At 62.4% G+C, this 14,738-nt stretch carries 10 protein-coding genes and 1 pseudogene; 4 read left to right on the top strand and 7 right to left on the bottom strand.

What is annotated here, in order from left to right; translation table 11 throughout:
- Positions 1-24: 24 nt before the first annotated feature.
- The 4 genes from ACLIVD_RS39875 to ACLIVD_RS39890 all read left to right on the top strand — a co-directional run bounded on the left by ACLIVD_RS39875 (position 25) and on the right by ACLIVD_RS39890 (position 4,433).
- Positions 25-1,479 carry an aldehyde dehydrogenase family protein gene (locus ACLIVD_RS39875; RefSeq protein ID WP_491933430.1) on the top strand — a complete coding sequence of 485 codons (1,455 nt, stop codon included), beginning with the start codon at positions 25-27 and terminating at the stop codon, positions 1,477-1,479.
- Positions 1,476-2,174: a nuclear transport factor 2 family protein gene (locus tag ACLIVD_RS39880; RefSeq protein WP_491933431.1), complete on the top strand. Its 699-nt coding sequence runs from the start codon at positions 1,476-1,478 to the stop codon at positions 2,172-2,174. Before ACLIVD_RS39875 ends, ACLIVD_RS39880 begins: the two co-directional genes overlap by 4 nt.
- 544 nt (positions 2,175-2,718) lie before the next feature.
- Positions 2,719-3,549 (top strand): HpcH/HpaI aldolase/citrate lyase family protein, encoded by an 831-nt coding sequence (locus tag ACLIVD_RS39885; RefSeq protein ID WP_491933432.1) that lies wholly within the window; start codon positions 2,719-2,721, stop codon positions 3,547-3,549.
- A gap of 80 nt (positions 3,550-3,629) precedes the next feature.
- Positions 3,630-4,433: an IclR family transcriptional regulator gene (locus ACLIVD_RS39890; protein WP_491933433.1), complete on the top strand. Its 804-nt coding sequence runs from the start codon at positions 3,630-3,632 to the stop codon at positions 4,431-4,433.
- A gap of 29 nt (positions 4,434-4,462) precedes the next feature.
- On the opposite strand, the pseudogene ACLIVD_RS39895 reads toward ACLIVD_RS39890, so the two are convergent.
- From ACLIVD_RS39895 to istA, 7 genes and pseudogenes are all read right to left on the bottom strand, one after another.
- A pseudogene (locus tag ACLIVD_RS39895) lies at positions 4,463-5,206 on the bottom strand (IS5 family transposase).
- A gap of 123 nt (positions 5,207-5,329) precedes the next feature.
- Positions 5,330-6,160 (bottom strand): mycofactocin-coupled SDR family oxidoreductase, encoded by an 831-nt coding sequence (locus ACLIVD_RS39900; protein ID WP_491933434.1) that lies wholly within the window; start codon positions 6,158-6,160, stop codon positions 5,330-5,332.
- 176 nt (positions 6,161-6,336) lie between these two features.
- The gene (locus ACLIVD_RS39905; protein ID WP_491933435.1) at positions 6,337-7,224 is read right to left on the bottom strand and encodes an ABC transporter permease; all 888 of its coding nucleotides are present in this window, start codon (positions 7,222-7,224) and stop codon (positions 6,337-6,339) included.
- A 170-nt stretch (positions 7,225-7,394) separates the two neighbouring features.
- Positions 7,395-8,924 (bottom strand): sugar ABC transporter ATP-binding protein, encoded by a 1,530-nt coding sequence (locus tag ACLIVD_RS39910; protein WP_491933436.1) that lies wholly within the window; start codon positions 8,922-8,924, stop codon positions 7,395-7,397.
- A gap of 75 nt (positions 8,925-8,999) precedes the next feature.
- Positions 9,000-10,034 (bottom strand): sugar ABC transporter substrate-binding protein, encoded by a 1,035-nt coding sequence (locus ACLIVD_RS39915; RefSeq protein WP_491933437.1) that lies wholly within the window; start codon positions 10,032-10,034, stop codon positions 9,000-9,002.
- A 1,386-nt stretch (positions 10,035-11,420) separates the two neighbouring features.
- The gene (gene istB / locus ACLIVD_RS39920) at positions 11,421-12,200 is read right to left on the bottom strand and encodes an IS21-like element helper ATPase IstB (protein WP_005241291.1); all 780 of its coding nucleotides are present in this window, start codon (positions 12,198-12,200) and stop codon (positions 11,421-11,423) included.
- A gap of 89 nt (positions 12,201-12,289) precedes the next feature.
- Positions 12,290-13,825 (bottom strand): IS21 family transposase, encoded by a 1,536-nt coding sequence (istA, locus tag ACLIVD_RS39925; RefSeq protein ID WP_491930691.1) that lies wholly within the window; start codon positions 13,823-13,825, stop codon positions 12,290-12,292.
- Between the last annotated feature and the right edge of the window lie 913 nt (positions 13,826-14,738).

Genomic DNA, 14,738 nt, shown 5'->3' on the forward strand with positions numbered 1-14,738 from the left:
GATCGACGATCTGAGACAGGACACATGGTGAACCAACCCATCTCCACCAATGCCTTCCTTCACGGAAAGTCGGTCGAGACTTTCGAGCGACTCGTTGTGCGCAATCCCTCAGATGGCACTGTTCTAGCTGAGGCCGCTCGGTGCAACGCTGAACATGTGGATGCCGCGGTCGAGTCTGCGCGGCGGACTTTTGAAGGGGAATGGTCGTCGACGACCGCCGCTGAGCGCGGAGCGGTGTTGCGAATGGTCGCCGATCGCTTGCGTGATCGCGTAGAAGAGTTCGGTCTTTTGGAGAGCCAAGATACCGGTAAGCCGTTGAAACAGGCGCGGGCCGACACCATGACGGCAGCGCGCTACTTTGAGTTCTACGGCTGCATAGCCGAAACGCTTGAGGGTTCCACTATTCCATCGACGCGTGACATCGTGGCATCGACTGTTCGTGAGCCCTATGGTGTTACGGCACATATCAGTCCGTGGAACTACCCCCTCCAGATCGCAGCGCGGTCAATTGCCCCCGCCCTCGCCGCCGGGAACACCTGTGTACTCAAGCCAGCCGAAATTGCTCCGCTGAGCAGTATCTTGCTCGCTGAGGTCGCGGCAGAGGCCGGTCTGCCCGCTGGCGCCTTCAATGTCGTCCCAGGCCTGGGTACCGAAGCCGGTGCGGCCTTGGCCGGGCATCCCGGTATCGACCACCTCGCTTTCACCGGCTCGCAGGCAGTGGGATCCGAGGTTATGGCTCTGGCCGCGCGGAACATCGTGCCCGTCAGCCTGGAACTCGGGGGCAAGTCGCCGAACGTGGTGTTCGCCGACGCAAATCTCGAGAAGGCGTTGCCGTACATCGTCAACTCGGTCATTCAGAACGCTGGCCAGACGTGTTCGGCTGGTTCGCGGCTGCTCGTCCATGAGTCCATTCATGATGAGCTCGTGGGCATGATCCTGGACAGGTTCGGCGCGGTCACGATGGGCCCTGGGCCTTCCGACTACGACCTCGGACCGTTGATTTCGGCTCAACAGTTGGAGCGAGTTACCGGGTACGTCGAGGAGGCGAAAATGTATGCGCAGTTGCGGAGTTCGCTCGAACTCCCGCGACGTGATCTGCCACCCGGTGGCCACTATTTTCCGCCGACGCTCCTCGATGACGTGGATCCGTCGGCGCGGATCGCTCGGGAGGAGGTCTTTGGCCCCGTCCTGGCCGTGAGCACGTTCGGGACGACTGACGAAGCTATTGATATGGCCAACAGCACCGACTACGGCCTCATCGCTGCAGTGTGGACTCGGGACGTCGCTCGGGCGCATGCCGTTGCGGGCGCAGTTCGTGCCGGCCAAGTCTTTATCAATAGCTACGGAGCTGGCGGTGGGGTCGAACTGCCTTTTGGCGGCTACAAACGCTCCGGATTCGGAAGGGAAAAGGGCAGGGTGGGGTTGGAAGAGTACTCCCAGGTCAAAACCATCACCATCCGGCTCGATTCCGACGATTGACACACCATCACGACGAAGCGAAGGGGAACCCGAAGGTGTTAAACGAACAAGCGAGCGATCGACTCGCGAGACTAAAGAAGCTCGGCAGTACGGTCTTCGGACCATTTGTCCACATCGCACGGTCGAAGCCTGCGACTGGGGCCACCCTGGAGGCCAGGCTGCGTCGCCTCGAGGATGAAGTTGCGATCAGGGATGCATTCGGCAGGTACCACTACTTCTACGATTGTGGCAGCGCGGAAAGTGTCGCGGAGCTCTTTACAGAGGACGCGGTTCTTGTCAATCCCCGGGGTACTTACGCCGGCAGAGACGCGATCAAGCGCAACTACGACTACCTCGTGAACCGTTCCGGTCCCGTCTTTCACTACGCGACCAACGTCACGGTGCGAATTGACGACGCCGAGCCCGACAAGGCGCACTCGACTGCGTTCCTGTGGTGTGTGCACTCAACCGGTGAAGACGGAGATGGACGTGCAACCAGGATCGGTGCGGCCGGCGGGACATACGCTGTCGAGTGGCAACGACTCGACGGAGAGTGGCTGATGGCCGCCAGCCGACTGACGCTCAACTATACGGCGGGATTCACTCCCCCCGCCGCTTCAAAGTCCGGAAATCCACCCGAACCCGACATCGCGGAATCCAGTGCAGACTGGCTGCGTGACGATCCTGAATCCGCGTGGCCGAAAGCGTGGGCTTAAGGTAGGGGAGTTGCCTGACGCGAAGTGGCGCCGCTCCACCTCAAAGTAACTAGGACTTGGCTCGTGGGGCACCGCCGACAAGAAGTACGGTGCGAGGCCGCCCCGAGAGGCCGCCCAAGGGAAGCACAGAGGTTTCGCCCTACCCTTTCCGATTGGATTACCGATGCGCTCATCACCGATTGCGGCCTTTGGTGCAATGAGTATCGGACTGACAATGTCTTCACCACCAAATGATGAACGGTCAGGTATCCGACCTCGACCAGGATCGGAGCCATCCATTGGAATTCACCGCCTCGCCACCGTCGGCGTCTGTGAGGGTGAACACCTCTGTGCGTGACGGGATACCCAATCACCTTAGACTCCTGGGTGATTGGGTATCCTCATACTCGCGGGCCCGCAGCATTTTACGTCCGCTAACCACTGCAGCTACCACAGCTGGGCTGACCGCCAGGACTCCTCAAGGTGGGCGCGCAGTCAGTCTGAGCAAGCAACCGGTGGCATCGAGCTCTCAACTGTCCCGAGACCCACTATGTAAGGATTCGCGATGCTGAACGGTCCCGCACTACTATTCTGTCCCGCCGACCGACCGGATCGATTTGCAAAGGCATTGGCCAACTCCGACCACGTCATCGTGGACCTTGAGGACGCCGTGGCGTCGAACTCGAAAGAGGCTGCCCGACAGGCCCTCGTAGCAACACCGCTTGATCCCGCGAAAGTGATTGTGAGGCTGAACGCACTTGACAGCGGATACAGCGAGGCGGACCTGGACGCAATAGACCAGACCGACTACAACTTGCTGATGCTCCCGATGGCCACCTCACGTGAACAGGTAGAGAGCCTATCCCCTCGAAAAGTCATTGCACTGTGCGAAACGCCACGTGGAATCCTATCCGCACTCCAGATCGCGGAAGCATCCAATTGCGTTGGCATGATGTGGGGGGCGGAAGACCTCGTCGCGGGCTTAGGCGGACAGTCGAGCCGATTCGCACACGGCACCTATCGCGATGTCGCCCGATCGGCGAGATCAACGGTATTGCTCGCCGCCGCGGCGGCCGGCGTCCATGCAATAGACGCGGTGTATCTGGACATCCCGGATGCTTCGGGACTCAAGAGCGAGGCGGAGGATGCGGTCGCCACCGGATTTGATGCCAAGGCCTGCATACACCCCACGCAAGTGACGGTTGTGCGCGACGCATTCGCCCCTGACTCAGAAGAAGTCGAGTGGGCTCGTGGACTACTGGAGGCGGCTAAGACGCAGCGTGGGGTATTTCGGTTCTCCGGACGCATGGTCGACGGCCCCGTCTTTCGGCAGGCCGAACTCATTCTCCAGCGCCATGCCGGCACGGGGGGAGACTCTTCGTCCTTCTGTCGATGATGTGGATCGTCCGTAGCGGGTACCTGTAGTATCGGCATGTGGCCAAGGATTCGGTAGTGCGAAAAACTACGAGCCGTCTGGTGCCCTCTGTGGTTACCGCGATGCGGGTACTCGATTACATCTCCTCGACCGGCAGAACTCGCGGAAGCCGGGTGGCGACCTCACTCGGGCTGAACGCGAGCACGTGCCACGAAGTCCTCAAGACGCTGGTACACGGGGGTTACCTGGACTACGACGCCGAATCGCGTGAGTACTGGCTCGGACCCACGATCGCCACGATGGCAGTCAAAGGCCTCTCTACCGACTCGATCATTGCGGCTGTCCGACCTGCGCTCCGCCAATGGGTGCGCGAGACGGAGTTCACCGCGTTCGTCGCGCGCTGGTTACCCGACCACACGGTGCTCGTCGTGGACAAGATCGAGAGCACTAAGGAAATCAAGATGACCCTCGAAATAGGGCAACGCTTTCCTCCGACCGCCGCCGCGCTCGGGAAGAGTTTTATGGCCTTCATGGATCCCACCGAGTTAAACGACGTGCTGGATTCGATTGACCTGCCAGCGTATACGTCAATGTCGATCATTGACCGAGAAGTGTGGAATGCGGAGTTGGACAGGGTCCGCAAACTTGGGTGGTCCGAGTCGTCCCGCGAGTTCTACAGCAGCACCAACTCTGTTGTCTCTCCGGTGTTCGACCCTGGAGGGCGGGTTCAATTCGCCATCGGCTCACTCGCCGCTGCGACGGACCTCACCGACGAGAGGATCGCCGAGTACGGCGCCAAAATGAGGGATCTCGCGATCGACGTTCAAGTCAAAATATTCGGAATTGCGGACCGACCGCCGCGCCCGCATGTTGGATCAATTGAGCCTTCGCAGGAGGCAAATTAGCAACCCAGCAACTACACCGAATGTCGCTTCTATGGCGGGAATGCTGAACGGCCACAAACACATCTAGTATGTAACTGCCTTAGCTCCATCGTATCCAAGCTATCTCTATGGGTGTTGGCATACTTGTCGTGGCGGGTTGCGGCACCGCCAATGCTTGAGTCGGGTGAAATCACGCTCGACAGTCGCGGAGTCGGTGGAGCGGGCGAAGGCCGGCGGTCGCCCATCTCGCGAGCCCTTTTCCTTCCGGCGTGCGATCTGACGGATCGTCGCCGTGCCGATCCGGATAGATCTCGAGCAGCGGCGCCAACTGGGGGTTGTCGCCGACCTGCCCGGCGGTCAGCAACATCGCGACCGGAGCGCAGGTGCCGTCGACGAGGGCGTGGATCTTCGTGGTCCACCCGCCCCGGGAACGTCCCAGTGCGTGATCGGTGGGCTCGCCTGCAATCGTGTAATTCGACTCAGCCCCCTGTGGGTCTGACAGGTGGAGCACCCGCCGCGTGCTGGTGGGCACGCACGCTGGTCGAGTCGATCGAGACCAGCGCCGCCAGTGCGTCGTCGTCGACATCGCTGGTCGCGTGTACGGCGTGGAACATCGCTTCGTAGGTTCCGTCGATCGACCAGCGCTTGTGTCGTTCCCAGATCGACTGCCAGGCCCCGAACTCGTCGGGAATGTCCCGCTACGGTGAACCGGTGCGGAACCGCCAGCAGATGGCTTCGAGGGTCACGCGGTGGTCGTTCCACGGCCGACCCCGTCGCGGATACGACGTGGGCATCACCTCCGCGAGTACCTCCCCCCATCACACCTAAACGGACACCCCTTCACCATGCTTACCCTCGACCCGCGATCACGCAGACATGCCCAATACTGCAACGCAGTCATTGCAGTACTTGGTGATTCATTTGATGGTGCATCCGGCATCGACAGGCAACGCGACCCCAGTAATGAAGCGAGCCTGGTCGGATGCGAGGAACACCACCGCATCGGTCACATCACACGGTTCGACCCATGGAACTGGGAGGAGATTGATCGACTGGAAGCGCTCTGCGACGATCTCCGGGGAAGGATCGTCGTGATCGGGAACGAAGAGTTTGATGACCTCTTTGTTAGTGAGCATCTCGGTCCGTACCCCGCCGGGGTGGATGCTATTGACGCGAATGTTGAGCGGTCCGAGCTCGATGGCTAGTGACTTCGTGAGCCCGATCAAGCCAGCTTTCGCCGAGTTGTAGTGTGCAGAGGAGGCACGAGGTCGAAGCGCGCTAGATGAGCCGGTGACGACGACAGATCCGCCTCTTCCGCCCGCGATCACGTGCGGGATGGCCGCCTTGCACACTTGCCAGACACCGGTCAGGTTTACCCCAACGCTGTCAGTCCATGCCTCCTCGGAGAGCTCGAGGACATTTCCGAAGCTCTCGACGCCCGCGTTCGAGCACACGACGTCCAAGCGTCCGAATCGACCGACCCCTTCGGCAATTGCGCTACCGATCTCGTGTGCGTCCCGGACATCCGCGTTGGCCGTAAAGACTTGGCGTCCCGTAGCTCGGATCGCCTCTGCCGTCTCGGCCAGGTCGTCCTCGGTTGCCAGCGGGATGGCGGAGGTGCTGATCGGCCGGCAGATATCGACTGCGATCACATCTGCGCCTTCTTGCGCGAACCGGATAGCGTGGCTTCGGCCCTGGCCGCGGCCGGCGCCGCTGACGAAGACTACGCGTTCGTCGAATAGTCCCATGTGGGGTTCCCCTTTTCGTGGATTGTGGTGAGATGGGTCGGACTGGAGGCGACGATGGTCATGACTCTGCCGCCGAGCGATTGATCGATTCGGGTTTGCCCGAATCTGGTGCGGTGTCTGGGTGGCGTACTTGGCCTTGACGAGGTGCCCTTTGCTGTACGACACCGACGGATGTCTTATGTTGGGTTGCGGCGGAGTAGGCGAGCGAAGGTGACCGCACCGATGAGGCAGGCTCCGTTGAACAGATCGGCGATCCAACCTTGGAATCCGAGCAGCTGGAGGCCTGCGATCCCTACAGCGAGTATGTACAGACCGACAAGAGTTCCGACAATGTTGAATCTTCCAAGTTGGATTGCTGATGCGCCTAAGAACGCCGCGGTGAACGGGGGCAGGAGGTAGGCGCCGTGGCTGGTTGGGTCTACGGCGCCGAGGGATCCGGCAAGTAGGACGCCCGCCACGGCGCTTATCACGCTCGCAGCAATCAGTGTGCCGCAGCGTAGCGTGGTCACCTTGACGCCGGCGAGATGTGCGGCGGACCGATTTCCTCCGATGAAGAGGAGGTAGCGGCCGACGGGCGTGTATTCGAACAGGTACCAAAGAACCAATGCAAGGCCCCAGCCAATCCACACCACCGTCGGCAGGTTGAGGAATCGTTGACTTGCGAACTCCGTCAGCGGGGCCGGGACAGCGGTCACGATCTGATTGTCACTCACGAGGCCGGCAAGACCTGTCAGGATTGTGAGCATTCCGAGGGTCACGATCATGCCGTCGATGTTCAGAATGACGACGAAGAAGCTGTTGACGAGGCCCACGACCAAACCCACGCCGACGCACGCTAAGCAAGCTAGCCATAGTGGAACACCGTTGTCGCTCATTACTGCCACGCTGCACGCCGTCAAGATCATGACCGCGGAGATCGATAGGTCGAAGTCGCCGCTCCGGAGAGGGATCGTGACGGCAATAGCTAGCATCAGCGCGATCGCCTGGCCAGCAATTATCACGCGCAAATTCGTCGAGGTGAAAAAGATGTCGGGTGAAACGATCGAGAAGGTGGCAACCAACACAATGAGGACCACTGGAACGGCGATTCCCCCAAGGCGTTCGCGTCTTGCGATATCACTTCGTTCAGCGGGGAGTGATGCTGACGCCCGAGGCGAACCTGGCGGCTGCGGAATCGTGGACGAATGAGACAACGTCGTTCTGTTCGATGTCACCTCGTCATTGCTAGGCGTTGTCACGAGGTCCTCTCCAGTTCTGAGCTGCTTCCAGCCTCCTGGACCTTGACCAGGAGCGCGCTCTCCGTTAGTTGACTGTTCTCGATTTGTGAGTCCACGTGTCCGTAGCCCATGACCAGGACCCGGGTGGCCGTCTCGGCGATTTCCTCGCTGTCGGAAGAGAAGAGGACGACGGCGGCCCCCTGCCGAGCCACTTCACTCACCTTCCGAAGGATCTCCTTCTTTGCGCCTGCATCGACGCCCTGTGTTGGCTCGTGCAGAAGCAGCACCTTCGGCTTGAGCTGCATGCAGCGAGCCAACACAATCTTTTGTTGGTTCCCACCGCTGAACCTTGAGAGGATCTGTTGGGGGCGAAGTGGGCGAACGGCGAAACGCTCCATCTCTGCTTGGACGAACGCACGCTCACGTCTGAGGCGCAACGCGCCAGTCTTCGAGTACCGACGGAGAAAAGGCAATGTCATATTTTCAATGACATTTCCGCTCAACCAGATAGCGTCGCGCTGCCGATTGCCGGGGACGAGGGCGATCCCAGACTTCTTTGCCTGCGAAGGGCTGTCTCCAACGGGCCGACCATCCACCCGCACGGTTCCGCCTCGACGCTTGATACTTCCGTAGAGGAGGTAGGGGATCTCGTCCTGTCCCATACCGGCGAGACCGGTAATCCCGAGAATTTCGCCGCGTCGGACTTCAAAGGATACCGATTCAACGCCTCCACCGGTGACTTCGTGAACTTCGAGGCTGACTGGGGAGAGAGGGGGATCTTCCCGTGTCGGATAGAAGTCACCGAGCGCGTAACCGAGCATGTGGTGAACGACCTCGGCTTCAGTGGTGGATGCGGCGTCTAAGGTTGTGACCAGTTCACCGCTTCGCAGCACACTGATGCGGTCGCACGCCTGCAGGACCTCGCCCATTCGGTGGCTGATCAAGATCACGGCCACGCCGCTGCGAGCGAGCGATCGGACGATCTTGAGGAGCTTTCTCGACTCTGAGCGCGGTAGTGCCGCGGTGGGCTCGTCGAGAATAAATATGTGTTGATCGCCGTCTCCTTCCCTCAACTTGCGCAACGATCGGAGGATGGCGACTATCGACTGCTCTGCCGGAGACAGTTCGCTCACGTGAATCGATGGCGGAAGATCCAGGTCGAACTCCGCAAGAAGCGCCTTTGCGATCCGCTCCTCACGCCGCGCTCGCACCGGTTGAATCAATCCCGCTCCGAAGTTGCTACCGACACCGATATTGTCGGCCACGGACATTCCTTCAACCAGGGCGAGATCCTGATGGATGATGGCGACTCCGTGATTACTTGGCCGAACGGGGAGTGACGCGAGCTCTCCCCAGATGTGGATCTCGGATCCCTTGTTGGGTGTGTTTACTCCGCCGAGAATCTTCACGAGCGTGGACTTGCCAGAGCCGTTCTCGCCGACCAGACCGTGGACCTCGCCAGCCTGAACGGTCAAGGTGATGTCACGTAGGACGGTGACTCCGTCGAAGGACTTTCCGACGTCCCTCAACTCGATCGCTTGAGCCATGTTGCTCCCCTTGTGCGAAACGTGCTGCGGCGAGGATGTGCGCATTCCGCCGCGCAGAATTTGAGATGACGAGTCTTACGCGCCGGCTACGCCCCAGATTTCTTTGAATTTGTTTTGGTATCCGGCCAGTTCGGGGTAGAGGTTCTCATCGGAGGTGTCTTCGCCCCAGTTCTCCTCGTCGACGAGACGTAGGCCGAACTCGGGGGTGTCAGCGTGTCCACCTGTGGCCCTGAGTGCCGCGTCGAACATGAGGTACCCGCACATCCTGAGCGGGGGCCACAGGATGTCAGCCACCTGGCCCGAGCCACCCTGCGCGGCTTCCAGGGTCTGACCGGTTGCGCCGACAACAGGGATCTCACGTCCAAGGCTCTTAGCCCCCGCGAGAATGTAGGAGACGAATGAATCTGAACTTGTCAAAATGAAGTTGACGTCAGGCGATCGCTGCAAGAAGTTTTGCGTCTGCGGAGTTAGTTCGGTTGCGAAGTTGCTCGCTTCCACGTTCTGCAGATCGAGTGAACATGTTTCCGGGCAGAGCCGTTCGAGTTCAGCCTTTGCGCCTTTGCCGATCAGGTCCGTAGCTGCGGAGGCCTGGGTGTAGAACATGACGCCCTGTACCTTGCATCCCGTCTCTACGGCCGCGTAGGCGGCCTGCAAGATGCCCTCACGCTCGGCGTCGAACGTGGAAGTGCTCACCACGCCGGGGACGTTCGGAGCTTTAGGGATTCCTCCGAGGGAGTGGACTACCGGAATTCCCTGCGCTTCCGCGTTGGCCACTGCCGACTTGACCAGCGATGGCTCGAAGCCTTGAAGCACGATGCCGGCGGCGCCGCGGCTGACCGCGGTGTTGACGCCTTGGTTGAAGAGGTCCGGGCTTCCTTTGCCATCAAATACCACCGCGCTTGCGCCCACGGCTCTAGCTGCCTCTTGAAACCCCTCCGTCACTGCAACGGTCGTCGGTGCTGCCTGAGTAATCGAAATGATCCAGAACGTCTTACCCGCAGCGCTACTGGCGTCAAATGGGGCCGGGAACTCCTGCACGAAGGGACCTTTGGAGTGGTCAACGATCGCCTGAGCGTCGGCGACGCACTTCCCGTCAGTTGCAGTGTCCATACCGGGCTTCTCTGCTGGGGCGTCGCGACTACTGCACGCGGCAGCGACGGCCGCGATCAGAAGGATGCTTGTTAACAATGCCGCCCATCTGATTCGTGAAGACCGGACCTGGAGTGAAGGCATGTCTTTCCTTACAATGGGATTCGGTATAAAGAATACATTGGATTGAAAGACTCACAGTAACAGCACATGTGTCGCATGTCACCATGCCGGTTGCGCTCCTGCTGTTGTCCTACGATATGGCTGTAGGCCACTTGAATACACTGATGCACAGCAGCATCAGCCGAATAGTCGATCTCGGCTGTGATGTATGCGATCCGAGCTCAATCGTGCCGACTGCTGGAATCATCAATTCGGTATAACGAACAATGCGTCAGTTGTCGGCACCCGGCTGACTGCTTTGCATGCCGTGCAGCGGGCGGTGAATGCTCTGGATTTTGTGACCCGCCGCCCGCGACGACCGGTCGTGGCACTGCTCGGGCGGCCGGCGGTGCGCAGATCTGGCAGCAGTGGGTCGACCGCTGGCACGCGACCTCGACGTTGACGCCGCGGGCACGCGGCAACGCCCGGTCCCACCTGATCAAGGTCAGCCGCTGGATCGCAGCCGAGCATCCCGACGCCGACGATCCGATGGCGTGGACCCGGCAGACCTGCGCGACCTGGGTCGCCGCGCTGGACCGGATGAACGTCGGCGACTACGTGCACCGCACCACCGGAATCGAGGAGCGCATCGGCAAGCCACTTCAGGCCTCGGCCAAGGATTGTCGACGTTCCCACGCCAACCGGCGCCACACCACGCGAGATCGGTGTTCCGGCGACTGCGACCCTGCTACCGATCGTCTCGGTCAACCAGCACAAAGGAGAACGAACTTGACATGTCAGATTCCACAGAATGTGGCCTTCGGCTGCGCCGGAGCTGCAGGTCGGGTGAGCCCGTTGCGGACGGCGTCGTGGTCGGTTTCGAGACCGCGGACGAATCGGTGCAGCTGCGGTAGACCATCCGCTATGACCGCGGCCATCGAGGGGCCAACGTTTCTGCCGCGACACTCGGTGAGCATCTCCCCGAACGATCAGACGTGGGCGGCGGTGGCCCCGATATGCCGGCAGCTGGCGAGGACCTGCTTGAGCCCGGTCTGATCCTCGTAAGTGAGGTCGTCGGGGCGACGCAGCATCCGGGACGTGATCCGTCGGACGTTCGGCACCGACCTTGAGGCCGGGGCAGCCCCCGGCCTTACGCAGCGGCCGGGGATTAGTGTCAACGGACATTCGTTCCCGCCCACTGACGGACACGAAACCTGCCCATAGGCGGACACGTTTCTGCCCACTGGCGGACATCCGTTTCTGCCCACTGGCGGACACGAAACTGCCCACGGTGTTGTGTTGTGGTCAGGTGAGTGGGTCGACGCCGGTGCCGGCGAGGGCTTGGCTCATCCGGATCGATTTACCGCTGGTCTGACACAGGTGGGCGTGGTGCATGAGCCGATCGACGGTGGCGGTGGCCAGAGTCTTGGGCATCAGCTCGTCGAATCCGGCCGGATGAAGATTCGACGACAGCGCCAGGGCGCGTTTCTCATAGGCGGCGTCGACCAGCCGGTAGAGGCCCTCGGCGGCGTCGGCGGCCACCGGCAACAGGCCGATGTCATCAATGACCACGAGATCGGCGCGCAGCAGCTTGGTCAGGGCACCCGAGACCGAGTCGTCGGCGCGGTGCCGGCGGATCAGCGCGCCGAGGTCTTCGAGGGTGAACCACAACACCTTCCGTCCTCGTTCGACGGCGTGCTGGCCGAGGGCCTCGAGGAAGAATGTCTTCCCGGTTCCCGAGGGTCCGCAGACCACGAGGTTCTCGCGCCGCTCGATCCATTCCAGGGTGCGTAGCGCCTGCTGGGTCGGGGCCGGGATGGACGACAGTTCCGGTTTCCAGGCGTCGAAGGTCTTGCCGGTGGGAAACGCGGCGGCGGCGCGGCGGGTGGCCAGTGCCGAGCGTTCCCGGCCGGCGGCCTCCTCGGTGAGCAGCGCCTTGAGGACCTCGGCGGGTTCCCACCGTTGGGCGCGGGCGGTGGCCAGCACGTCGGGAGCGGCGCGGCGGATGTGCGGCAGCCGCAGCCGGTGCAGCAGGGTTTCCAGGTCGGTCGGCAGCGGCGGCGCCGCCGGTGGTGCGGTGGTCACGAGGGTCTCCTTCGGGTGCCGGTTGAATCGGACGGTGAACTCGATTAGTCTGCGGTGCAGAGTTTTTCGCGTCAGCGTGGGCGGTGTTCCTAGAGTTCGGTGGCACCGTCGACGGGAACCTCGCCACCGAGGGCGGCCCAGCCGCTGGTGCCCTGGGCCAGGGACCGGGATTCGTCGGCCCGGTGGGTGCGATCCGAGGCGGCGCCGGCGGGGTGGGCGTCGAGGATCGCCATGAGGTCGCCCTCGGCGAAGCGGCCGTAGGCGGCGGCGTGCCCGAGCGCCCAGTCGACCCGGCCGGCGCCGAGCAGTTTCGCCAGCGACACCGCGTGGTCCATCTTTACGCGGATCTTCCCGGTGCCGGCCTCGGCGGCCTCACACAACCACAGCCGGGCACCGGCACCGATGTCGCAGAAGGCGCGTTCGGCGTCGGTTCGCGGGATCGGCTGACGGTCGAGGATCCCGGCCGGGGGCGGCGGGAAGTGCTCGTCGCAGATCTGCGGGGAGCCGGGGCGGGCCCGCCGGTGCCGGGCGACCTCGACCGGGCCGGTGTCGCCGTGGTGGACGAAGATGATCCGCTCACCGGCACCGGCGCCGTGTGCGCGGACGAACACCGTCTGCCCGCGCAGGGTGTGCGGCACCGAGTACTGGCCGTTCTCGAACGCGACCATCGGGGTGTTGTCCGGGACGATGCGGGTCACTCCCCAGGTGACGGTGTGTGCGGCGGCGGGAACCGGATGCAGGTGGAGGCGTTCTTCGGCGAGCATCTCGGCCGGGATGCGGCGGGTGGTGCGGTGGGTGCGGGTGTTGACCTGCTCGCAGAACTGCGTGCAGGCGGCCTCGAGGTCCTCGAAACTGTCGTACTCGGCGGCGAGGTTGTGGTCGGTGGGCACCAGGTCGGCCTTGGCCAGCTTGACGGTGTTCTCCACCCCGCCCTTGGTGGCCGGGTCCGCGGGCAGGCAGGTCTTGACGACCAGGCCGTAGAACCGGGCGAAGGAGACCACACCCGGGTTGCGGACGGCGACCGAGGCGATGTGTTCGGTGGTGACCATCTTCTCGTTGTCGGTGAGCAGATACGTCGGGACACCACCGATCCGCCGGAAGGTCCGGTCCAGGCCCGCGTAGACGGACGGGGCGGTGCGGTCGCGCAACGGGATCACCACCCGGTGCCGGCACCAGGCCAGCCACGCGCACAGCAGCACCGTCTTGGTGCCGTCGACGACCGGGCCGTCACCGAAGTCGTACTGCAACCAGAGGCCGGGTTCGGTGACCCACGGCCTGTGCACCCTGGTGTGGCCGAGCCGGTAGGCGCGTTTGATCCGGGCGACGGCGCGGCGGGTGGTGCGTTCGGTGCCGGTGAATCCGAGGGCCAGCAGCTTGTCGTGGGCGATGTCGGCGCGGACTCGGCCCTTCGAATGTTCGACCCATTCTTCGATTTTCGGTAGATATTCGTCGATCAGCATCGGTCTCTTCTCCCGCGGTGGGGTCGGCGCATCGGCGGTGTCGCGTTCGGCGACGAGGCGGGCGACGGTGTGATGGGAGCACCCCGCCAGTGCGGCGGCGGCACGGTAGGACTTCGTCAGGTCGTAGGCAGCAAGAATTTCCATGACTTCCTTGGCAGACTTCACGGTGGCCTCTCCTCGGTGGCTCGCATTTTCGGCGTGGTAGCACCGTCGAGCGAACCCGAGGAGAGGCCCCGATCCGGGGAGGCGATCGGGAAGAAAATCGAACGTGCCGTATCAGGCGGACAGACCCGGGTGGGCAGTTTCGTGTCCGCCAGTGGGCAGAAACCCGTGTCCGCCAGTGGGCAGTTTCACGTCCGCCTGTGGGCGTTTTCGTGTCCGCCTATGGGCAGTTTTTCATGTCCGCCGACAGATTAGTCGCAGACGGTGGTGTAGCTCCCTCCTGCGGTATCCCATTGTCCGAAGTTCCTCGCAAAGAACGGACGCGAGGTTTGACCGCTCGCCCCACGCGTTTGGAGGTACTCCGCCAACTCGTCCAAAAGGCGGTACGACCGGCTCGCGGAGTGCCGAGTAGCTCAGCGGCATCGGCGGCGCGGTAGAACCGCCGGACCGTGTTGCGTGCCAGCCCGAGCTCCCGACAGATCACCGAAATCTGTTCGGGCGCGTGGCGAGATGGTCATCTCGTGGAACTGCGCGATCTTTGGTACCAGCACCGTCTCAACCGCGTTCGGCTATCCGGCGGTCTAGTCGTGATGCGCGGCAACCAGCCAAGTCACCGCGCTCGGCGTGGCGGTCACCTCCCGGGAATCCGGTGACCGAATCCCGCCCCAGCGTCTCGTCGGACTTACCGTTCTCGCCAGGTATCATGCCTGTCTCGGGTGCCGGGGCAGATGCTCCCGCATCGTCTTGGGGTCAATTCCGTAGGCCGCCGAGCTATCTACCTGGACCAGCTGGCATGTTAAGGGCTGGAGGATCTCATCGGTCATCGTTGATCTTCTGCACGCCGGCGGGGCCCTTCCAAGCTCGTGGGCTGTGGCCCAGTCGGAAGTGGACCGCAGCACACGCCCGACCCCGACCG

This window comes from Rhodococcus sp. G6(2025) (assembly GCF_058628105.1).